At 40.6% G+C, this 24,438-nt stretch carries 10 protein-coding genes, 1 tRNA gene and 1 CRISPR repeat array; of the genes, 6 read left to right on the top strand and 5 right to left on the bottom strand.

Annotation, left to right across the window (positions count from 1 at the left end):
• The first annotated feature begins 23 nt into the window (after positions 1-23).
• On the top strand, positions 24-287 hold the full coding sequence (cas2, locus tag AC23P2_RS07745; RefSeq protein ID WP_487772653.1) for a CRISPR-associated endonuclease Cas2: 264 nt from the start codon (positions 24-26) through the stop codon (positions 285-287).
• Positions 288-491: 204 nt separating this feature from the next.
• Positions 492-14,581: direct repeats of the CRISPR family, unit length 30 nt; unit sequence CTTTAAATCGTACCATTTTGGAATTGAAAC.
• 121 nt (positions 14,582-14,702) lie between these two features.
• Here cas2 and AC23P2_RS07740 read toward each other — a convergent pair.
• Positions 14,703-14,776, bottom strand: a tRNA-Arg gene (locus AC23P2_RS07740).
• Positions 14,777-14,910: 134 nt separating this feature from the next.
• Between AC23P2_RS07740 and galK the strand changes: the two genes are divergently transcribed.
• From galK to AC23P2_RS07720, 4 genes are read left to right on the top strand one after another with little or no spacing between them, the layout of a single operon-like run.
• Positions 14,911-16,080 carry a galactokinase gene (gene galK / locus AC23P2_RS07735; RefSeq protein WP_487772652.1) on the top strand — a complete coding sequence of 390 codons (1,170 nt, stop codon included), beginning with the start codon at positions 14,911-14,913 and terminating at the stop codon, positions 16,078-16,080.
• A 23-nt stretch (positions 16,081-16,103) separates the two neighbouring features.
• Positions 16,104-17,735, top strand: coding sequence for a glycerol-3-phosphate dehydrogenase/oxidase (locus AC23P2_RS07730; RefSeq protein WP_487772651.1), 1,632 nt, complete (start codon positions 16,104-16,106; stop codon positions 17,733-17,735).
• 7 nt (positions 17,736-17,742) lie between these two features.
• Complete coding sequence (locus AC23P2_RS07725) at positions 17,743-18,795, top strand: N-acetyltransferase DgcN family protein (protein ID WP_487772650.1); 1,053 nt, start codon at positions 17,743-17,745, stop codon at positions 18,793-18,795.
• A 12-nt stretch (positions 18,796-18,807) separates the two neighbouring features.
• On the top strand, positions 18,808-19,884 hold the full coding sequence (locus AC23P2_RS07720) for a mandelate racemase/muconate lactonizing enzyme family protein (RefSeq protein ID WP_487772649.1): 1,077 nt from the start codon (positions 18,808-18,810) through the stop codon (positions 19,882-19,884).
• 46 nt (positions 19,885-19,930) lie between these two features.
• Here the strand turns inward: AC23P2_RS07720 and AC23P2_RS07715 are convergent, their stop codons facing one another.
• The 4 genes from AC23P2_RS07715 to AC23P2_RS07700 form a co-directional block, all read right to left on the bottom strand.
• The gene (locus tag AC23P2_RS07715) at positions 19,931-20,827 is read right to left on the bottom strand and encodes an EamA family transporter (protein WP_487772648.1); all 897 of its coding nucleotides are present in this window, start codon (positions 20,825-20,827) and stop codon (positions 19,931-19,933) included.
• A 3-nt stretch (positions 20,828-20,830) separates the two neighbouring features.
• Positions 20,831-22,180: a Gfo/Idh/MocA family protein gene (locus tag AC23P2_RS07710; protein ID WP_122930603.1), complete on the bottom strand. Its 1,350-nt coding sequence runs from the start codon at positions 22,178-22,180 to the stop codon at positions 20,831-20,833.
• Between the two features lie 48 nt (positions 22,181-22,228).
• Entirely contained in the window at positions 22,229-22,789 is a 561-nt protein-coding gene (locus AC23P2_RS07705; RefSeq protein WP_472488496.1) for a DUF4126 domain-containing protein, read from the bottom strand.
• 75 nt (positions 22,790-22,864) lie between these two features.
• A complete protein-coding gene (locus AC23P2_RS07700) occupies positions 22,865-23,719 on the bottom strand; it encodes an SMP-30/gluconolactonase/LRE family protein (RefSeq protein ID WP_487772647.1) in 855 nt (284 codons plus the stop codon).
• A 61-nt stretch (positions 23,720-23,780) separates the two neighbouring features.
• Here AC23P2_RS07700 and AC23P2_RS07695 point away from each other — a divergent pair, with 61 nt between their 5' ends.
• Positions 23,781-24,401: a 3-keto-disaccharide hydrolase gene (locus AC23P2_RS07695; protein WP_487772646.1), complete on the top strand. Its 621-nt coding sequence runs from the start codon at positions 23,781-23,783 to the stop codon at positions 24,399-24,401.
• Positions 24,402-24,438 lie beyond the last annotated feature (37 nt).

The following is a 24,438-nucleotide window of genomic DNA, read 5'->3' as shown; positions in this document are numbered from 1 at the left end:
CCAGTAGGGAGGGGAAAAGCGCTATGTATGTAATATTGGTGTATGATATTGGCGAAAAACGAGTGGCAAAGATGCTGAAACACTGTCGCAAGTACCTGAATTGGATTCAAAATTCGGTGTTTGAAGGAGAAATCACGGAAGCGAAGTTGAAAGAAATGTTGATAGGCGCGCGGGCGATTATGAACGAAGATCAAGACAGCGTCATCCTATTTAAGAGTCGGAACGAGCGATGGCTCGACAAAGAGATTATTGGGGTAGAACGAAGCTCAATTGATAACTTTCTTTGAGTGCAAAGTCGTCGAAGTTGCAAAAATGCCCAAAAGTTCGTTGACATATTGACTATAAAAACCCTTGATGTTGGCGTAAGTGATTGATAATGAGCAGTCGTCGATGGTCTAGTATAATCGAGTCATTGGCCATCGACGATTTTTTAGTTGAAAAATACCGCAAAAAACCTTAAAATTGAGCCAAAATAGCCGTTTTTGCAACGGCTTTAAATCGTACCATTTTGGAATTGAAACGAAAGAAGCTCACCGTAAAGGTGTAGAAAACGATTGCTTTAAATCGTACCATTTTGGAATTGAAACTTGCGGGGTATGAACTAGGATTCAATTCAAGTCCTCTTTAAATCGTACCATTTTGGAATTGAAACGCCTGTGCGGGCGAGGCCAATTACCAAACAGGGCACTTTAAATCGTACCATTTTGGAATTGAAACAACGGATAATCGTAGATGTTTACAAAGGCCATCGCCCTTTAAATCGTACCATTTTGGAATTGAAACATTGAGAAAGGACGGAGGCCTGTGTAACTAACCACCTTTAAATCGTACCATTTTGGAATTGAAACTAAATGGCTAGTTTGTCCAGTTGATCCAAATACTTTCTTTAAATCGTACCATTTTGGAATTGAAACTCGGCTTTCCCGTCGGGCGTCTTGAATACCTCTTTTGCCTTTAAATCGTACCATTTTGGAATTGAAACTTTAGCACGAACACATTGCCCTTGACAACCGAACTCTTTAAATCGTACCATTTTGGAATTGAAACGGCGTTACAGACTTACGAAGTAATGATGTTCATGGTCTTTAAATCGTACCATTTTGGAATTGAAACATTCACCATTCGCACGCACTGTCTTTTTCGTTTTCACTTTAAATCGTACCATTTTGGAATTGAAACTTTGCAAAATTTATAGACTTCTCAGCAATCCAATTTTCTTTAAATCGTACCATTTTGGAATTGAAACTTAGCTTTTCTCTGCCTGTCGGTTATCAGTTTTGCCTTTAAATCGTACCATTTTGGAATTGAAACTGTACAGGTGAGCCTACTACGTAAGGTACAGATTTGCTTTAAATCGTACCATTTTGGAATTGAAACATAATTTTATGGCTAGATTCACCATGATCAATTTCTTTAAATCGTACCATTTTGGAATTGAAACTTCCAGAGAAATCGCGCAATCCAATATACCCTTCTCTTTAAATCGTACCATTTTGGAATTGAAACGTTTTTGTCTTTGCCCCCAACGAACAAGGGAATTTTCTTTAAATCGTACCATTTTGGAATTGAAACAAAGAGTACTGGACTTTTGTAGGTTTTGTCAAGCTGTCTTTAAATCGTACCATTTTGGAATTGAAACTAGCTAAAACACCCTCCTCACTGACATTAACCTGAACCTTTAAATCGTACCATTTTGGAATTGAAACGTTACATCTAGCATAAATTCGCCTTGTTTCCATTTATCCTTTAAATCGTACCATTTTGGAATTGAAACATCGTTGAAATGATTGGCAATGGTACAAAAACAGACTTTAAATCGTACCATTTTGGAATTGAAACATGCCACTTACCGTGACCATTACATCCACCGCCTCTCTTTAAATCGTACCATTTTGGAATTGAAACATTTTACCGCTAGTCAAGCGGTCTTTTAGGCCGCTTAACTTTAAATCGTACCATTTTGGAATTGAAACTACGACCGACGTAAAAGGCACGATTAAGACGTTTGCTTTAAATCGTACCATTTTGGAATTGAAACATTTTTGGGGCTACAAAGTACCATTTCTTGGAAATCTTTAAATCGTACCATTTTGGAATTGAAACTTTCGTACTTTCCAGACTCTTCGCCCTTGGTCACGGCTTTAAATCGTACCATTTTGGAATTGAAACCGAGCAATGACCCCAGAAGAACAATTACAGTTAGCTACTTTAAATCGTACCATTTTGGAATTGAAACATTTCTTTGAGCGTCTTATCAAGACCCTCTCCCACTTTAAATCGTACCATTTTGGAATTGAAACGCAGTATTGGCGGTTGTGGGAGCTAGACTACTTCCACTTTAAATCGTACCATTTTGGAATTGAAACAAGTTTAAAAGAACTTGCTTTAGGAAGTCGTCCTCTTTAAATCGTACCATTTTGGAATTGAAACATAATTGAGCGGTCTAGTTTTGTTTTTCGCTCAACTACTTTAAATCGTACCATTTTGGAATTGAAACTTTTGATCAGTTGGTTTGTTTGATTTTGGTACTTTTGCTTTAAATCGTACCATTTTGGAATTGAAACTAAAGTTCTTGTGGTAAATCAGTCCTTAATTTAAACTTTAAATCGTACCATTTTGGAATTGAAACTTCCTTTAAACTCGCTGCCGTTGTTTCGTTTACAAAACTTTAAATCGTACCATTTTGGAATTGAAACATTGTAAAGAAAGAAAAGACCGCGCGGGGGGCGTTGGCTTTAAATCGTACCATTTTGGAATTGAAACATGTCAAAGTTTGTGAACATCATGCCGCCGCCACGCCTTTAAATCGTACCATTTTGGAATTGAAACTGTCAAACATGATTGCCTCCAAAAAATCGCCTTGTTCTTTAAATCGTACCATTTTGGAATTGAAACCAAAAGACGCAAGCGGCTTAAAACTCGCAGGGGATACTTTAAATCGTACCATTTTGGAATTGAAACGTAAGTACAAGATACAGACGTTTGATTCCGCCCATTTCTTTAAATCGTACCATTTTGGAATTGAAACCAAACGAAGACTTAGGTATCATAAGCGGTGGTACACTTTAAATCGTACCATTTTGGAATTGAAACCGCTAATGCCGCAAGTCACGAAGCAATAGAAACAATCTTTAAATCGTACCATTTTGGAATTGAAACAACAACGACAATCCTGTCGTTAACTGAAACCCTAAACTTTAAATCGTACCATTTTGGAATTGAAACAACAGGCACTATCCAATGAGACAGCCGCTGATTCGCTTTAAATCGTACCATTTTGGAATTGAAACCAAAAAAGGTAAGATTTCGTTAAATACTTCGTTGGACTTTAAATCGTACCATTTTGGAATTGAAACGGGTCGGGTGCGGTGTTTAGGGTCTTGATAAAAAGACTTTAAATCGTACCATTTTGGAATTGAAACTTTTTTGGGGTTTGAATTTCTACAAAATTTACAAACTTTAAATCGTACCATTTTGGAATTGAAACAAGCAAACGTTCATGCTTAGACCGTCCATAAATGGATCTTTAAATCGTACCATTTTGGAATTGAAACAAGTCTATGCCACAAAGAGCTGCATTTTTCCCGTAAACTTTAAATCGTACCATTTTGGAATTGAAACTTGGCGTACTCCTGATTGTTGTAGCTGTTGTATTCCTCTTTAAATCGTACCATTTTGGAATTGAAACATTTCTAGCCCCTCTATCTCTCTTTGAAATGCTTCTAACTTTAAATCGTACCATTTTGGAATTGAAACAGGGTGGTCGTCCATCCTTCCTCTATCATCACGGCCTTTAAATCGTACCATTTTGGAATTGAAACTATTGCAATTGTGCATATTTAAGGGAGCTTTTAAGTCTTTAAATCGTACCATTTTGGAATTGAAACAACATCCCAAGGAAGGTCTTGAGCGTACCAAGGAAGTCTTTAAATCGTACCATTTTGGAATTGAAACTATTCTATATTAGTCAGTTTCTTTTTAAGGTTGGCGACTTTAAATCGTACCATTTTGGAATTGAAACTGGGGACGTTGATCCAGGAGGGCGCGCGGTTTATTCTTTAAATCGTACCATTTTGGAATTGAAACTTATATAAGTGTTAACCAGCCAATGTGCGGCGTCATTCTTTAAATCGTACCATTTTGGAATTGAAACATGAGATAGGGCTTTAACACAAGTTACTTATGAAAACTTTAAATCGTACCATTTTGGAATTGAAACTGGACACCAAGCTGGCCGAATGGTGCGAAGCGACCCTTTAAATCGTACCATTTTGGAATTGAAACATACGGGCCTGAACTTCAGTAAGCTCTTCCCCTAGTGTCTTTAAATCGTACCATTTTGGAATTGAAACACCAGTTTGGTGCGAAAGCCGACCAAGCGCGCCGATTCTTTAAATCGTACCATTTTGGAATTGAAACTCGTAGAAGGTTTCTTCATTGATGTTAGCGTGTATCTCTTTAAATCGTACCATTTTGGAATTGAAACATGAGATAGGGCTTTAACACAAGTTACTTATGAACTTTAAATCGTACCATTTTGGAATTGAAACAGCCCTACAATCTTTGGGTTGGTATCGTCGGCACCCTTTAAATCGTACCATTTTGGAATTGAAACAGGCTACGACAAAGGCAGCCACGTAAAAAATTGCCTTCTTTAAATCGTACCATTTTGGAATTGAAACTTTAGAATACCCGCTGTAATGGCAATGAGCGACCCAACTTTAAATCGTACCATTTTGGAATTGAAACCCGTTTGCCCTACGCCTGTAATAGAAAGGCCGTTGCTTTAAATCGTACCATTTTGGAATTGAAACTGCTTTTATAAGACCAAAGGAGTTAAAAGCCTTGCAGCTTTAAATCGTACCATTTTGGAATTGAAACGTACAGTTTTTGCGGATGTATTGCTATTCGTGATACTTTAAATCGTACCATTTTGGAATTGAAACTTGATTGCGTCGGTTGGGTGCATAACGCCACATTTTTCTTTAAATCGTACCATTTTGGAATTGAAACACTTTTTCAGGTATCGACCTTTTGGGCAGGGGTTTTCTTTAAATCGTACCATTTTGGAATTGAAACAAAATATATCTGAATGGTGCATAGATACAGGCGTACTTTAAATCGTACCATTTTGGAATTGAAACAATTCTGCACCGTAACGGGCTAATTTCGACTCTATCTTTAAATCGTACCATTTTGGAATTGAAACAAATAAGCTCTTTTACTCATATTTTTTAGGCTATTACTTTAAATCGTACCATTTTGGAATTGAAACTAGAAAACATGACAGATTACGACGAACTTTCATACTTTAAATCGTACCATTTTGGAATTGAAACACCGCAGTGGCAAAGAGCGTCGGTTTCAGACTTGCTCTTTAAATCGTACCATTTTGGAATTGAAACACGCCACCCTACGTCGAAGACAGCCTTGATGTCATCTTTAAATCGTACCATTTTGGAATTGAAACAGCTCATCGAAATCAATTCCAATGAATCCTGAGTAGGCTTTAAATCGTACCATTTTGGAATTGAAACTTTTGTTTAGTTGGTTAAAGTTGGTCGATTTCTATGCCTTTAAATCGTACCATTTTGGAATTGAAACAAGTCTATGAAACCGAAGCACAAGTACCTGCGGGCTTTAAATCGTACCATTTTGGAATTGAAACACCACAGCACTAACTACAAAGAATGTAATATTTGGGGACTTTAAATCGTACCATTTTGGAATTGAAACCGCTAAAAACGAAGGTAAAACCCGATACACCAACTATTCTTTAAATCGTACCATTTTGGAATTGAAACAAAGTCTAAATACCTTCTGAATGTCTCGTAACAGGTTCTTTAAATCGTACCATTTTGGAATTGAAACCTTAGTACAAAGCTGTTTCCAACCTTGTTAATTTCACTTTAAATCGTACCATTTTGGAATTGAAACTATCATTGAATCTAAATTAGCACGATACGGCGCGGATTCTTTAAATCGTACCATTTTGGAATTGAAACACAACGCGGGGCAGTTAGTTTTTCAGTTTGCCTATTCTTTAAATCGTACCATTTTGGAATTGAAACCCTCAAACAATCTACAAAAATGGAAAAGATGGGCACTTTAAATCGTACCATTTTGGAATTGAAACTTGCTTGATATTGATAAAGAAAATGAAAGTTAAATACTTTAAATCGTACCATTTTGGAATTGAAACACAATTGCTTCAACCCACTGTGTCATGCTTTTTGCTTTAAATCGTACCATTTTGGAATTGAAACAAAGGGATAGGAACTAAAATCAAATTACCCATCGAGTCTTTAAATCGTACCATTTTGGAATTGAAACGAAACACATAAGCCATGCCAGGGATATATTTCTATTCTTTAAATCGTACCATTTTGGAATTGAAACTTGAGTATATTGATTACAAGGGGAAATCAGATTTTTCTTTAAATCGTACCATTTTGGAATTGAAACAACCAAACCATTGCCGAATCCCTCAAACTCATTTCGGCTTTAAATCGTACCATTTTGGAATTGAAACCTCAGGACGAACTAGATGCTGCCTACGGAGCAAACTTTAAATCGTACCATTTTGGAATTGAAACAGGTTTCGTTGTTGCCCTGATACTTGCGGAACACCTTTAAATCGTACCATTTTGGAATTGAAACATTTTAGGGGCGTGTATGATTGAGCGAGACGCGTTTCCTTTAAATCGTACCATTTTGGAATTGAAACATTTACATCTATGGGGACGCGTCAGGAAAATACGGGACTTTAAATCGTACCATTTTGGAATTGAAACGTCGCTGTGTAGAACTACGCTAGGCGACGCGCCTAACTTTAAATCGTACCATTTTGGAATTGAAACAAAAAAGTGACCCCGAAAGTAGGCAGGAAAACTTTTGCTTTAAATCGTACCATTTTGGAATTGAAACTCACCTTCCAAAAGCCACAACAAAAGGGCTTGGTCTTTAAATCGTACCATTTTGGAATTGAAACCGACGGAGGAATTTAAAAATGCTTTGTTTATTTAACTTTAAATCGTACCATTTTGGAATTGAAACAACGGTCGCTTATTCCAACTCGAAATCACTCAGGACTTTAAATCGTACCATTTTGGAATTGAAACGTTTGAAACGGTCTTTCCCAATGGCAGGGCATAAGCGGCTTTAAATCGTACCATTTTGGAATTGAAACTGCGCGGATCAAATGAGACAAACCACGCGTATTTTTCTTTAAATCGTACCATTTTGGAATTGAAACAGCAAAATTAAATACTCCACCCGACCCTAAGATAATCTTTAAATCGTACCATTTTGGAATTGAAACAGTGATAGCTTGAACTTCAAAAACCATACAACAATGCTTTAAATCGTACCATTTTGGAATTGAAACATAATTTTGCGAGTCTCTGGCGTAAACTTATCGACTACTTTAAATCGTACCATTTTGGAATTGAAACAAAGAAAAGCGCGAAGAGTTGGCTGAACGAATTTCTCCTTTAAATCGTACCATTTTGGAATTGAAACAGAGTCCCTTTTTGATTGTAAGAGCTGCCTGTTTTCTTTAAATCGTACCATTTTGGAATTGAAACCCTTTTTTATGTCGGTCAAGAATTTTTTTAAATAACCCTTTAAATCGTACCATTTTGGAATTGAAACTTTGTTGATGAAAACTAAACAGAAAGACAACCTCCTACTTTAAATCGTACCATTTTGGAATTGAAACACGGCCTGTTCATTCGACTGCGCAAACTCCAGCACCGACTTTAAATCGTACCATTTTGGAATTGAAACAAACAGAAGACCAGCTTTGGCTAAAGGCCAAACAGGTCTTTAAATCGTACCATTTTGGAATTGAAACTAGCTTGCATCGTGGAGCTTTGTTTCGTCAACTTCTTTAAATCGTACCATTTTGGAATTGAAACGATGGTACAAAATACGAGGCTACGTTTGGGGGGTTGGCTTTAAATCGTACCATTTTGGAATTGAAACCGATTAGCTTGGTGTACATAAGCATATCGTCGTCTTCTTTAAATCGTACCATTTTGGAATTGAAACAAAGCCGCCGCCGAAAGAGCTAAAGCAGAAGCCGCTACTTTAAATCGTACCATTTTGGAATTGAAACATTAGAGCCTAACCGCAACCTATGGAAAAAGTAAGCTTTAAATCGTACCATTTTGGAATTGAAACACAGATAGCGCAAAGCGCAATAGGGAGCGCTCTGACTCTTTAAATCGTACCATTTTGGAATTGAAACATTAGTTTGAGGGCGGATTGCAACAACTCTTCTTGCCTTTAAATCGTACCATTTTGGAATTGAAACTGTAGTAGCGCCGTAGGTAGCTCTCTTGCTCCGCTTCTTTAAATCGTACCATTTTGGAATTGAAACATGGGTCGCTCTTCGTCCCACCACCCCTTCGCCTTAGCTTTAAATCGTACCATTTTGGAATTGAAACTTCTATCAACCTCGTCTGCGCGTATTCCAATGGCCTCTTTAAATCGTACCATTTTGGAATTGAAACTTTAAAGGGTCTGAAAGGTACTCTTTGAGGCTTTCAACTTTAAATCGTACCATTTTGGAATTGAAACTTGTTTTCCCGCACAAAAACAAATGCGACGGAGAATCTTTAAATCGTACCATTTTGGAATTGAAACACAAAACCAAACCGTTATGTCTTACTTCAAGATAATCTTTAAATCGTACCATTTTGGAATTGAAACATTGCTTCGTGAATTTTAAAAGTTGCAGCAAGGCGGCTTTAAATCGTACCATTTTGGAATTGAAACATATTAACGGATTCGCCCGCAACATTAAACGGGTTCTTTAAATCGTACCATTTTGGAATTGAAACCCGTTTGTGCCGATGTAAGGCACTGTTTCCGTGTCCTTTAAATCGTACCATTTTGGAATTGAAACCCGTCATTCCGTTTTGCGCTGTAACTTCCTGATACCTTTAAATCGTACCATTTTGGAATTGAAACATTCTCACCCACGGGTTAGGCGACAAAGAAACTACTTCTTTAAATCGTACCATTTTGGAATTGAAACGTTCGCCCGTGTCGCCGATAGCGCAGCGGTGTTTGGGCTTTAAATCGTACCATTTTGGAATTGAAACATTAACAACTTGCTCAATGCGGTTCGTAGTAGTGGCAACTTTAAATCGTACCATTTTGGAATTGAAACATGTAGAACTATAACTTTCATGTTCAAAGATTGCACACTTTAAATCGTACCATTTTGGAATTGAAACGCAAAATACGCAACTCCTGCGGCATCGTCTTTGCCCTTTAAATCGTACCATTTTGGAATTGAAACAGTTGTTGAGCTAGAAACTGTGGAGCAAAAGGTAGCTTTAAATCGTACCATTTTGGAATTGAAACGTGTAATCCAGTTCATATACTTCTACCGCATCCTCACTTTAAATCGTACCATTTTGGAATTGAAACACCTCTATGCCCTGCGTCGTTACTGTTCTACCTTGTACTTTAAATCGTACCATTTTGGAATTGAAACTTGCCTCTTTCGCAGAAAGCCGATACCATAGAGCACTTTAAATCGTACCATTTTGGAATTGAAACAAAATTACTACCAAGCAAGACGTTGTCCGAGTGGTCTTTAAATCGTACCATTTTGGAATTGAAACATTAGAGCCTAACCGCAACCTATGGAAAAAGTAAGCGTCTTTAAATCGTACCATTTTGGAATTGAAACTAGCTTGGTTTGCCTCTACCAGTAGCATCGAGATAACTTTAAATCGTACCATTTTGGAATTGAAACGTGATTTTGGTGATGGTTTCGGCTGCTTTGAGAGGCTTTAAATCGTACCATTTTGGAATTGAAACAAGGAAAGCAGATTTTAGAGGAGGAATATATAGAACTTTAAATCGTACCATTTTGGAATTGAAACGCGATTTTTTGTGCTTCGCTCTTGGTTTTACCTTGGCTTTAAATCGTACCATTTTGGAATTGAAACTCAAATCCCGGGCGGTTGCCAAATATGGGTTACGCTTCTTTAAATCGTACCATTTTGGAATTGAAACAAAGGATTTCTATATGCACAACTATCGCCTATTAGATGCTTTAAATCGTACCATTTTGGAATTGAAACGCAACTGCCAAAACGATTGCTCTCTTTTCGCAAACCTTTAAATCGTACCATTTTGGAATTGAAACAGGATACGGTAGAGGATGAGTTAGCAGACGCTGCGATTCTTTAAATCGTACCATTTTGGAATTGAAACATTTCTAATAAGGAGGTTTATAAAAACCGATACGAGCTTTAAATCGTACCATTTTGGAATTGAAACATGTTGTACACGTCGTACTCTTCGCAACGGTTGTCTTTAAATCGTACCATTTTGGAATTGAAACCAAGTCAGATGGAAGGATGTGCAAGTTGAGAAAGTCACTTTAAATCGTACCATTTTGGAATTGAAACGCCAGCGCCCAAAAGAAATTTGCTAAGTTCACCAAGCTTTAAATCGTACCATTTTGGAATTGAAACACATCTGGGTTTGGACGGAGAAGGGGAGGGATAAGTTCTTTAAATCGTACCATTTTGGAATTGAAACAGGCAAGGTTTTTGATTTGTGTGCGCATTGTTTCACTTTAAATCGTACCATTTTGGAATTGAAACAGAAATAGTTGAGAAACATCGCATTATGGTACGCGAACTTTAAATCGTACCATTTTGGAATTGAAACAAGAGCATTTAATGGTAGAGTAAGAAAATAAATAATCACTTTAAATCGTACCATTTTGGAATTGAAACGAATCTTTCTTGGAAGTGGCTCGACTATCCTGAACACTTTAAATCGTACCATTTTGGAATTGAAACAGCAGTACCCTTCAAGTATCGTGCTAGGGTCTTCGTCTTTAAATCGTACCATTTTGGAATTGAAACATTTACATTTATGGGGACGCGTCAGGAAAATACGGGCTTTAAATCGTACCATTTTGGAATTGAAACTTTGGCTTAACTCCGAAAGTGCCGAGTTCAGCTATCTTTAAATCGTACCATTTTGGAATTGAAACATCATTGTCGTGTTCCTGATAGATGTGGCCACCTCTTTAAATCGTACCATTTTGGAATTGAAACTTGAAAGAGGCTTTTGCGCCACTGAAATCTAGTACCATCTTTAAATCGTACCATTTTGGAATTGAAACATCCCGCACTGAATATAGACCCAACTGACAAAGGCCACTTTAAATCGTACCATTTTGGAATTGAAACCATCATGGCGGCATCATGGATCTAGCCAAGGCAACTTTAAATCGTACCATTTTGGAATTGAAACAAGAACGCTTCCCGCTTTGACGGGTCAGTAAGTATCTTTAAATCGTACCATTTTGGAATTGAAACATAGTTTCGGTGTCGTATTCTCGTACTTGACCATGATACTTTAAATCGTACCATTTTGGAATTGAAACATAGACGCGGTTGCCCCTCTGTGTAATAGCGCATTCTTTAAATCGTACCATTTTGGAATTGAAACATTACAAACAGGTGGCGAAAGCTGCCTCCGACAACGCTTTAAATCGTACCATTTTGGAATTGAAACTTCTTCCCGAAGATTTTACCGCCCATTGGCCCTTAAAACTTTAAATCGTACCATTTTGGAATTGAAACAAAGTTGATCGTAAGAGTCTCCCAAATTTGATAAACTTTAAATCGTACCATTTTGGAATTGAAACATACCCACGGAGAAAAGCATGAATACGACCAAGAAATCTTTAAATCGTACCATTTTGGAATTGAAACTCGAGAAGGAATCGGCGCAGCGTATCAGCCAAAAGCTTTAAATCGTACCATTTTGGAATTGAAACACAACAAGAAACATTTGGCCTACAAAGCTCCCGAAAACTTTAAATCGTACCATTTTGGAATTGAAACAAAGCCAATACGAGGCGGCTGTAGCCAAAAAAGCAGCCTTTAAATCGTACCATTTTGGAATTGAAACCGTTGAGAATCTTGGGCGAAGACATAGAGCATTTGTGCTTTAAATCGTACCATTTTGGAATTGAAACATCCAATCGGCTTGATTGTTACGGCCATTGGGGTTCTTTAAATCGTACCATTTTGGAATTGAAACATGGATATAGTGTATGATTTCTATTTGAGTGAAACTTTAAATCGTACCATTTTGGAATTGAAACTTTGTGGTGGGAGGTCATCAATTTTACCAGTTTGGCGCTTTAAATCGTACCATTTTGGAATTGAAACAAAACAACTGTGCATTTTGGGCGACCGTTACAATGACTTTAAATCGTACCATTTTGGAATTGAAACACAAAGACCTTGTTGAAGCACAGGCCAAAACCTCAGCTTTAAATCGTACCATTTTGGAATTGAAACAGCCAATGTATTGTCTTTTGGCATAGTAAGCGGATTGCTTTAAATCGTACCATTTTGGAATTGAAACAGCGGGACGGCGGCGATGGTTAGCAAAATTTACTGCTTTAAATCGTACCATTTTGGAATTGAAACATGGTAATCTACTTGGGCACGGGTCAGGTTGTGAGACTTTAAATCGTACCATTTTGGAATTGAAACTTGGTTTGGGCTTTCATACCGAGCTCATTCCATCGCTTTAAATCGTACCATTTTGGAATTGAAACTGCTTACTTCTGAGGTTTTGGCCTGTGCTTCAACAACTTTAAATCGTACCATTTTGGAATTGAAACAGTTTTTCCCGCTCGGATCAACAGGGTAGCCGTACCGCTTTAAATCGTACCATTTTGGAATTGAAACTTGGCGACGATGCGAAGATTGGAGACGGCGCAAAACTTTAAATCGTACCATTTTGGAATTGAAACTGTGATTCTTTGCCTTTTGATGCAAAAAATGATACCTTTAAATCGTACCATTTTGGAATTGAAACACGTGTACTTGGACACATTGACGGGGAAACGCTTGCTTTAAATCGTACCATTTTGGAATTGAAACTTCGTAAAAGCCGCCGAGTGGGACTTCCGTACAGCCTTTAAATCGTACCATTTTGGAATTGAAACTGCTTAAAATAACCTAAACCTTTTAATCCAATTTTCTTTAAATCGTACCATTTTGGAATTGAAACCTAAGTTATCACGATCAACTTGACATCATCTTTGGCCTTTAAATCGTACCATTTTGGAATTGAAACAAAGGTGTTCTTGGTTACCGACAAAGAGCAATTGCACTTTAAATCGTACCATTTTGGAATTGAAACAAATGAGCGAGAAATATAGCTGCTACGTGATTGTTTCTTTAAATCGTACCATTTTGGAATTGAAACTCGCCGAATTGGTTTCGAGTAAGCAGCTTTCGGTAGACTTTAAATCGTACCATTTTGGAATTGAAACTCCCAGAGGGATACGTGACTGATGGGTGTTCAGTACCCTTTAAATCGTACCATTTTGGAATTGAAACCGAATAAGTCTGAACTTGTATATGCTGGACACGGGCCTTTAAATCGTACCATTTTGGAATTGAAACCCGTTTGAAAGCCGTAGCGGGTGTACACGCATCGTCAGCTTTAAATCGTACCATTTTGGAATTGAAACGGCACGTCGGTTGTGCTTAGGGCGACAGCTCCCGTTCTTTAAATCGTACCATTTTGGAATTGAAACACGCCTATCGTTCCTACCGATGCTGCACACGAATCTTTAAATCGTACCATTTTGGAATTGAAACAGACTTAGGAATCGTTGATAACGGTGGCGGCGGTCTTTAAATCGTACCATTTTGGAATTGAAACCCGTAGGTTGCTACGGCCTGTGATGGCTTAGGCATGCTTTAAATCGTACCATTTTGGAATTGAAACTCACCATCATCCTGAGCAACTACCATGCTGGTGACTTTAAATCGTACCATTTTGGAATTGAAACAGTGCAAGAAGATTGTTATCAGAAGCATACCTTAGCTTTAAATCGTACCATTTTGGAATTGAAACACCACTTTCATCTCACGCAAAAGCGTCAAGATGGAACTTTAAATCGTACCATTTTGGAATTGAAACAAGAATTTAAAACTGCCAGACGCCTTCTTGTTTTCTTTAAATCGTACCATTTTGGAATTGAAACCAAGTCATGGCGTCATAACGATGGAGAGTTGTGCTTTCTTTAAATCGTACCATTTTGGAATTGAAACGCGTTGGGAACTTATCGAAGTCTAAACAAATAAGACTTTAAATCGTACCATTTTGGAATTGAAACACGTGGGGTGGGCGATAATGAAGGGGGCATACAAAGCTTTAAATCGTACCATTTTGGAATTGAATCAACGTGCCATCTTTCCTGGTATCAAATCCGTTTGGTCTTTAAATCGTACCATTTTGGAATTGAAACCGAACTACGTTGTCGTGGCGTTTCCCCGTCTTTTCTTTAAATCGTACCATTTTGGAATTGAAACAAGGGCGGAAAAGTCTTGAAATACATCTTAAACAAAACTTTAAATCGTACCATTTTGGAATTGAAACGTGGCTGGAACTGGGGCTGATATGTTTGAAATGGACTTTAAATCGTACCATTTTGGAATTGAAACGCGTTGGGAACTTATCGAAGTCTAAACAAATAAGACTTTAAATCGTACCATTTTGGAATTGAAACTTTGTGTAACAATTTCTATAACATTTTTCGATTTATGGCGATTCGTTACGGGGTGAAAACATAAAAAAAGCGCCTTAAATCGTGTTTAAGGCGCTTGGTGAGTCGTTACAACTCGAAAGGGTGACCCCGTTAGGATTCGAACCTAAGACCGACAGATTAGAAATCTGTTGCTCTATCCAGCTGAGCTACGGGACCTGTTCTTGTCGAACGCGGGTGCAAAAATAAATGTTTTTGCGACTTTTAACAACATTCTCCCTAAAAATTGTGTATCCCTCCCGAATCTGCCTATTTTTGTGTCTTACTAAAGACCCACAAACCAACTATTTAGCGTGTATTTGTATTCAGAAAAAATTGCCGAGGACTTTCAACAAATTTTTGGAAAATCACCCTCCTTCGTCGTACGTGCTCCTGGTCGTATCAATCTTATTGGCGAACATACCGATTATAACAATGGGTTTGTCTTGCCTGCCGCTATCGATAAAGCCATTTATTTTGCGATTGCTCCTCGTACCGATCAACTTTGTAAAGTTTACGCAGCTGATTTGAACGATGCGTTTGAGTTTCATTTGGATACACTCATTAAATCCCCTAAAAGCTGGGCTAATTACCTCATTGGAATAACTAGCGAACTGATAAAGGATGGTTTTGATATTCCAACGGGTTTTGAAGTTGCCTTTGGTGGCGATGTGCCAAACGGCGCGGGACTTTCGTCTTCGGCGGCTGTAGAAAGTGGAATGGGCTGGGCGTTAAGTGAGTTGTTTGGTTTGCAAGTCCCTCGTTTACAACTTGCCCTCGCTGCACAACGTGCTGAACATAATTTCGCAGGTCTTCAGTGTGGTATCATGGATATGTTTGCGTCTATTCATGGTAAGGCCCATTCTGTTATTCGCCTCGATTGCCGCGATTTATCCTTTGAGTATTTCCCGTTTGATTTTGAAAACTACCAGTTGGTACTTTGTAACTCTGGGGTAAAGCATACATTGGCTGAATCGTCCTACAATACCCGCCGCCAAGAATGCGAACAAGGGGTGGCAATTTTACAACAATTTTATCCATCCGTTTTAAGCTTGCGTGATGTTCGATTGACTCAAGTTGAGGAGCACAAAGCCGATTTTCCTGAAAATGTTTATCGACGCTGTCGGTATGTCGTGGGAGAAATTGAACGAGTGGTAAGCGCGTGCGAAGATTTGCAACGGGATGATTTGGCCGCGTTTGGCCAAAAGATGTACGAAACCCACAAAGGGTTGAGTGAAGATTATGCGGTAAGTTGTGAAGAACTTGATTTTTTGGTAGAACAAACGGTTTCGCTCAACGAAGTCCTAGGCTCGCGCATGATGGGCGGTGGTTTTGGGGGGTGTACCATCAATGTCGTTGAGACACCGCAGGTAGCTTCTTTTATCGAAAAGATGAACGTCGCTTACCTCAGTCGATTCAACAAAAAACTGGTTTGTCACGTCGTGGGTATCACGGATGGGGTGGCTCGACTAGAAAAGTTATAACGTTACACTCAAAACTCATTCCCATGAATCGCTCAAAAAATTTGCAACGTCTTCAAAATGAAACGTTTGACATTTGTATCATTGGAGGCGGAGCCAGCGGGGCAGGTTGTGCGCTCGACGCGGCTTTGCGTGGCTTCAAAGTGGCATTGATTGAAAAAAAGGACTTTGCCTCTGAAACTTCATCGAAATCGACAAAGCTGATTCATGGGGGAGTTCGATACCTTGAACAAGCCTTTAAAAACCTTGATTTTGCTCAATTAAAACAGGTACGACACGGCTTGGAAGAACGCCAAATTGTACTCCAAAATGCTCCCCATTTGGCCCGACCATTGCCCTTATTAACGCCTGTTTTTAGTTGGTTTGAAGGGCTTTACTTTACCATTGGCTTGCGGATGTACGACTTTTTTGCCAAAGGCGATGCCTTGCCTAAGAGCCGTTGGTTAAGTAAAAAAGAGACGCTTTTGAGGATGCCTTCTTTGGATGCAAAAAAATTGCACAGCGCAGTTTTGTACTTCGATGGTCAGCTCGACGACGCTCGTTATTGTTTGGCTTTGGCCCACGCAGCCGAAGAAGCAGGTGTGGCCGTGGCAAATTATACGGAATTGGTTGGGGTAAAAAAAGATACCAATGGTAAACTTGCCGAGGCCCAAGTAAGGCCAACCGAAGGGGAGGCTACGTTTGGGATAAAAGCAAAATTATTTATCAATTGTACAGGGGCATTGGCCGATCACGTTCGCTTGATGGCTAATCCAAAGTTGTCCAAACGCATTCGTCCCAGTAAAGGAGTACACGTGGTGTTGCCGTATGAAGTGCTGAAAAGTGATGACGCTATGCTCATTCCTAAAACCAGCGATGGGCGTGTCGTTTTTGCGATTCCGTTTGAGGGGCAATTGTTGTTGGGAACAACTGATACGGATTACAAAGATTTGGACAAAGAACCTGTTTTGGATGACCAAGAGGTTGATTTTCTGTTGGATACACTTACTAGGTACTTGGCCAAACGACCCGATAAGTCGCAGGTAAAAGCGGGTTTTGGTGGGTTGCGGCCTTTATTGGCGGCGAGCGAGTCGGCTTCTACCAAAAAGCTGGTTCGTGACCACGAAGTTGAACATGACCCTACGTCGAATTTGGTAAGTTTGTTGGGAGGAAAATGGACAACCTACCGTTACATGGCCAAAGATACCATCGACAAAGCCTGTGAATTGTTGGGAGTAGAGCGCGATTGCACGACGGCGCAACATGTCTTGGTAGGGGGAGAAGATTATGCGTTTGAAGATTGGAAAATTATCCAAACGGTATATCGTTTGGCCAAAGATATAGCCAAAAACCTCATTCGTAAATACGGAAGTAGGGCGCACAAAGTCGCGCGTCTGACGCAAGAAAATATCCTTTGGGCGCAACGCTTGGTGGATAAGTATCCTTTCATTCAGGCAGAAGTTATCTACCAAATTCGGGAAGAAATGGCCTTGACCTTGCGTGATGTGTTTGCCCGCCGTACACGTTTGGAAATTCTGGACTGGGAGGCTGTGTTGGAAGCCTTGCCAATTGTGGCCGATTTGATGGCGCAAGAATTGGGCTGGACGACGGAACAAAAACAGCAGCAAATCGAAGAATACACGGCTCAACTTCAATCATTTATCAAATCTGCGCAATAAAATTAAAATGAAAAGTAACAATGCGCTCATTTTAACCAATGGCCTTTTAAGTACTAACGACGCCAAAACGGCTCACGGCCTGATTCGTGGCACGGAGCGATATACCATCGTGGGAGTGATTGATGCACCCACCGCTGGGCAAGATGCAGGTGAGGTATTGGATGGCAAAAATCGAAATATTCCCATTTTTAGTACCTTGTCAGAAAGCTTAAAGTATTTGTTGTCAGTTGATTATCTAATCATTGGGGTCGCAACGGTGGGAGGGGTTTTGCCACCCGATATGCTCACGATTGTGGAGGAGGCTATTAAAAATGGACTTTGCATTGTGAATGGCTTGCACGAATATTTGTCGGAAAAACCTGAAATTGCGTCGCTTGCTGCCCAACATAATGTCCAGCTCATTGACGTTCGTAAACCCAAAGCCCGCAAAGATTTGCATTTTTGGACGGGGGAGATTTACGACGTAAGCTGTCCGATTGTGGCGGTGATTGGGATGGATTGTGCCCTAGGAAAACGCACCACGGCAAGGTTGATTCGTCAGGCTTGTGAACAAAAAGAGATAAATGCCCAAATGATTTATACGGGGCAAACGGGCTGGTTACAAGGCGGAAAATACGGTTTTATTTTTGATTCAACGCTCAATGATTTTGTGTCGGGCGAGGTCGAACACGCCATTGTTGCGTGTTGGAAAGAAACCAATGCCGACCTGATTTTGGTAGAGGGACAATCGTCGCTCCGAAACCCCAGTGGCCCGTGTGGTTTGGAGTTTTTGATTTCGGGTCAAGCCAAGTATGTGGTATTGGTACACGCCCCAAAACGTACCTATTTTGACAATGAGGCGCATTGGGGTAAAATCCCGTCGGTGGAGTCTGAAATCGAAATCATTGAAAAATTTGGGTCAAAAGTAATGGCTCTTGCCCTAAATACCGAAGGTTGTACCCATCAAGAAGCCCTTGATTTTCAGCAAGAATATCGTTCAAGATTGTCAATTCCTGTGGTGTTGCCTTTGGAACAAGGGGTTCAGGAAATTGTGGAGCGGCTTCAACTACTTTTGGTATAAAATCAACACTTTATGAAAATTACCTGCGTTCGACCTTTTCTCAAAAAACTGGCCTTGAGTAAGCCTTATGCCATTGCAGGTTATACGTTTACGGACGCGGAAAATGTTTTCTTGGAAATTGAACTTGAAAATGGCATCGTTGGGCTCGGAGCGGCCAGCCCAGCGGAAGAAGTAGTGGGTGAAACGGGTACGCAGACTTTTCTTCAATTGCAGTCAGATTTTTTTCAAAGGTTTGTTGGACGAGATATTCGTCATTTTAGGCAACTAATATTTGAAACTTGCCAAGCCTTTCCAATGCTCCCTGGTACGCAGGCCGTGGTGGACATTGCGCTGCACGATGCGTTTGGCCAGTACCTTGGAATCCCCATTGTGGAGCTCTACGGAAAAAAAATAACTTCACTTCCTACCTCCGTTACCATCGGGATTATGTCGGTGGAAGAAACATTGAAAGAGGCCGAAGAATACCGAAAGCTAGGATTTAAGGTGTTAAAAATAAAGACGGGAGAGGTGGTAGAAGAAGACATTGAGCGGGTCTTGAAACTGCACGAATGTTACGGTTCTACGTTCAAAATTCGGGTGGACGCCAACCAAGGGTATCGGTTGGGCGAGTTAAAAAAATTTGCAAAAGCCACTGAAAATGTGGGGATTGAGGTCATCGAACAACCGCTGTTGGTAGGAGAGGAGGCTTCCCTGCTATCGCTTGAGGCTGAACTAAGAAAGAACCTCGTCGCGGACGAATCGCTCAAAAATGCCAATGCCGCGTTAACGCTTGCCCAACACCCTCAGCCGTTTGGGGTTTTTAACATTAAACTTATGAAATGTGGGGGCGTTCTCAATGCTTTTGAGATTGCTACTATTGCCAAAAATGCAGCTATTGACCTCTTTTGGGGCTGTAACGATGAAAGTATCGTTAGCATTACTGCGGCTTTGCACGCTGCTTTTGCCTGCCCAACTACCCGTTATTTAGATTTAGACGGAAGTTTTGACCTTGCCGAAGACGTGGTTTCGGGTGGTTTTGTGTTAGAAGATGGCTTTTTGAGCCTTACTGACAAAGCAGGTTTAGGATTATCCACACAGGTCAGACGATAGTCAGACCATTGGCCTGCTTGTACGGTCTGACTACCGTCTGACCGAATTATTTGAACAAAATAATCAGAACAGCCCCAACGACCATTACCGAAGCTCCTGCTAGTTTTTTCCAAAATTGAGTTTCTTGAAAAAAGTGTACTCCAAAAAATACACTTACCAGCGCCGAAATTTGAAATAAAGCCAACGCATAACTAACCTGAATGCCTTCAAAGGCAAAGTTGGTCGAAAGTTGCATCAATCCCGTTGAAATAGCAAGGGCTAAGAAATGCCATTTGTAAGCTTTAAGTGCTTGGAATTGAGGTAAAAGTGGTTCATTTTTCTGTAGAAAAAGTAGCCCAATTAGCGAGAAAAAAAAGCCCCCCATACACCACGAAACATACGCCAACGTAGGGGTTGTAGCGATGATGATTTTCTTCAAAAATAAGGCATCGGTGGCAGAAAGAAACAGGGCGAAAAAACGGTATCGTACTTCAGGTTGTTGGAATAATTTCCAGCTCAGTACATTTTTAGAACCTGATTGACTCAAGACAAAATAACTTCCCGCCACAATCAACAACATTCCCATGACACCCCAACGATTGGGAATTTCTCTCAATAAAAATAATCCAAAAACTAGGCTGACTAACGATTTATAGGCATTGACTGGTCCTAAAACGGACAAGTCGCCGTGTTGGAGAGATTTGACCAAAAAATAGTTGCCTCCTACCGCTAAAATGTTAAAAATAAGGGAGTTTTGCCAAAAAGAGCTGGGTAGGCTGGAAGGGGAAACTGCCAATAAGTAACCTAGGCAACCCAAACTGAGAAACCCGTAGGTACAAGTGACAATAAACAGAGGATTGGCTTGGCGCTGGGTTAGGTATTTTTGGAAAACGTTGGATAAAGGGTTTACCAAAATCCTAATCCCAATCGCCAAAGTCGTTGTAGTTAGAATGAGTAATAGCATTCGCTACGGTAAAAGTTTGAGATTTTTGGCATCCCATTTTACTACTTTCTTCTCAAAATAGCTTTTGTTACAGGCCAAAACGGGCGCTGCGGCACGGAAACCAAACAACGGTCCTTCGATAACGGGTTTGTTGTCTTTGATGCCTTCAAAAAAGTTAGCAAAGTGATTTTTATGGGCGTCATCGCCCTGGGGAGCGTCAAATTTTACTTCTTTGACGGGCTCAGGTGTGCGCGAATCGGCGGGGTATTTGGCGTCGTAGGCCGCTAAATATTCTTTTTGTTGGGCGTCCGAAAATGTACCGAAGCTTTCGCCGTTGCCATAGCCTGGCGCAGCTGGCAATTTACGCTTGGTAAGCGTGAGAGAATCACCACCAAAGGTAATTTCACCTTCGTTACCAACGATGCGGGTAACGTTTTTGATGGAACCTGCGTTGGCAAAATTAACCCTTAGTACCATTTGAAACGCGTCAAATTTGCCTTGGGCGGGGTATTCCATGCTTGCTACCATGACATCGGGTACGTCGCGGCCATCTTTCCAATACGAAAGCTGCCCTGAGGAATAAATTCGACTAGGCCCCAGCGAACCTGTCACAAAGTGAACGCCCGTAATGAGGTGGACAAACAAATCGCCCGCTACACCCGTGCCGTAGTCGCGGTAGTTGCGCCAGCGAAAAAAGCGAACGGGGTCGAATGCACGTTTGGGGGCGTCGCCTAGAAATGTTTCCCAGTCGATGGTTTTGGGAGAGGCATCGGTCGGGATAGAATATTGCCACGCGCCAATGGCATTAAAACGGTCGTTGGTGGATTCGATAAAATTAATGTTTCCAATATCACCAGCTTCCACCAATCGTTTTGCTTCCTGAAAAGCCGCCCCGCTAATGCGTTGACTACCTACTTGCATTACCTTTCCTGCGGCTTTTGCGGCGGCAATGACGGCTGCTCCCTCTTCGATGTTTTGCACCATTGGTTTTTCGCAGTAAACGTGTTTGCCTTTTTTGAGGGCGGCAATCGAAATGCGGTCGTGCCAGTGGTCGGGCGTAACGATGAGAACCGCATCCACGTCTTTTCGTTCAAGTACTTCGCGGTAGTCGCGGGTGGTAAATACGTGATTACCAAACGTTTCTTTTACGTGAGCAAGCCGCCCGTCGTACAAGTCTGCCGCCGCAACCAGCTCACACATATCGGTACGTAAAGCGGCTTTGGTGTCCTGAAAACCCTGAATTCCCATTCCAATGGTAGCAATTCGGATTTTGTTGTCGTTTAGGCTTTTAATGATATTGAAGTGAGGAACAGCAGCCGTAGAAGCCGATACAATTCCAAGTTGTTTGACAAAGTCGCGACGGTTGGTTTTCATGTTTCTTTTTTTGCAGGCAGAGACGCGTATATGGCTAAAAGCCTAGATTTAAGTGGTTTTACTTTTTCGAGCTAATAACTTTTGTAGTAACCAAACGATAAATAAAACGACCAATACAAAAGCGACCACGGGCAACCAAAAGGTGAAAAGTGAAAAGCCGATGGCGGTGACATTTTCGACGGTGGAGACGACGGGGTTGGCCAGCCCCCCGCTGAATTTGGTGGAAGCCAGTCGGACAAGGCTCGTGCCTGCTTGGATGAAACCAGCGGTTCCTCCGCCCATGATGATGCCTAATCCCCACTGTAACAATGGATTGTCGATTTCGATAAAAGAAGTGGTTAACAAAGTGCCTGCGGCTACAGCGGCGGGGGTGGCGATGGTGTCTAAAAGATTATCGACCCAAGGGATGTAATAGCCGCCAATTTCGAGCACGGTGGCACTGGCTAGGACGGCGATGGCTGTCCACGTTCCCATCCATTCAAAGCCTGTATCGACATTGACGATGCCAAAATGAATGCCCAAGCTGCTGATGAGCAAGGGCACAAATACCCGAAAACCTGAGCAAGCGGCTAATCCTACTCCTAAGCAAAGACTGAGGAAGATTTCCATCGTGGGGATGTTTTGAACCATATAAGTCATATAAGGGATTATAAGAACTTATATGACTTATATGGTTCAAAAATACTATTTTATCATGTAAGCAGTCACCGTATTTTTATAAAAGTTAGGGACTAAAACCGTTTTTTTATTCGGAATAAACCCAAAATCTGCCGTATTTACCTGCGGACTTTTGCTGTCAATGAGTTTCCAAACTTTTCCGTCTGGTTTAACGCAGTAAATTTCGCCGTGCCAGCACGAGATTAGGTAGTTGTCGCCATGACGAAGAATCCCGTCGGCGGTTTTGTTGGTCATGGCCCATGAACTGAATTTCTTGGTGTCATAATCCAACTTCCACAAATTGCCCGTTCCTGCGGAAGCTACAATGAGGTGCTCTTTTTCGGCAAAAACGCCATTAGGGCCTTGCAAATTAGGGTCATCCAAAAACAATTCTAATTTTCCATCGGTGTACCGGTACAGTTTATGCCCCCGCGAATCACTCACAAAAATTTCTCCTTTGGGGCTTACACTTACGTCATTGAGCATCACCGAACCAACGGCCGCGTGGCGTTTCAGGATGGCTCCTGAGGTTAAGTCGATTTCGACAAGGTCTTTTAAATCAGCTACAAACAACGATTTTTTTACAATACCCATGCCTTTTGGGTCATTAAGCCCTGTCGTCCACTTGAGGTTTTTGATTTTCCCATCGGTGCTCAAAATGGAAATAAAACCGTCGCCGTCGGGGTTATCAACGTTCATTTTATTGATGTTGGCCACAAACAATTGTTTTCCTTTGGGGTCGTACAAAACCGACTCTGGCGTGCGGAGGAGCGTGTCCGATTTCCAAAGCTCTTGAAGGCTTACGGGGGCATTATCTTGCGCTTTTGTTGAAAAAAAGCTACCAATAATGAGGGCGGAGGTAAGAAAAAATGAGGTTTTCACGTTAAAAAAGACTTGTTTTGCAATGACAATTATTTACACTAACCGTTTATCCTTTAAAGTAATGTTTCTCTCAAATCTACGTAAACCATTTCTAATTGCTGCCTGCTCGTTGGCGTTGACAACGGGGGCCATGGCTCAAAAAAAAGAAAATTTATTTAACGGTAAAGACCTCACGGGCTGGAAGGTATATGGTACCGAAAAATGGTTCGTTCAAGACGGCGAATTGATCTGTGAAAGTGGTCCTGACAAAGGTTATGGATACTTAGCAACGACCAAAACTTACAAGAACTTTGAACTATCGGTCGATTTCAAACAAGGGGCTAATGGCAACAGTGGCGTATTTATTCGTTCAAATATTCCTGATGGTAGCACCAAAATTAGCGGCTGGCAGGTAGAAGTAGCGCCTCCAAACCACGATACGGGCGGAATTTACGAATCGTACGGCCGTGGTTGGTTGATTCAGATTCCCGATGAGAAAGAAGGCTTTTTGAAGTTTGGGGAATGGAATACCCTTAAAATAAGAGCAGAGGGGCCGCGCGTTCGTACGTGGTTGAACGGACACGAAATGGTGGACATCAACGACGAGAAAATTGGCGCTGGAAACGGGTCAATTGCCCTTCAAATTCACGACGGTGGAGGTATCAAAGTGAACTGGAAGAATTTAAAAATTAAGTCGTTGTAATTATTTACCTATCTTTGCGGTATAGTTACCCGATGAG

The sequence above is a fragment of the Runella sp. R0.1_18 genome (assembly GCF_057652155.1).
This window is presented reverse-complemented; position numbering and strand designations above follow the sequence as displayed.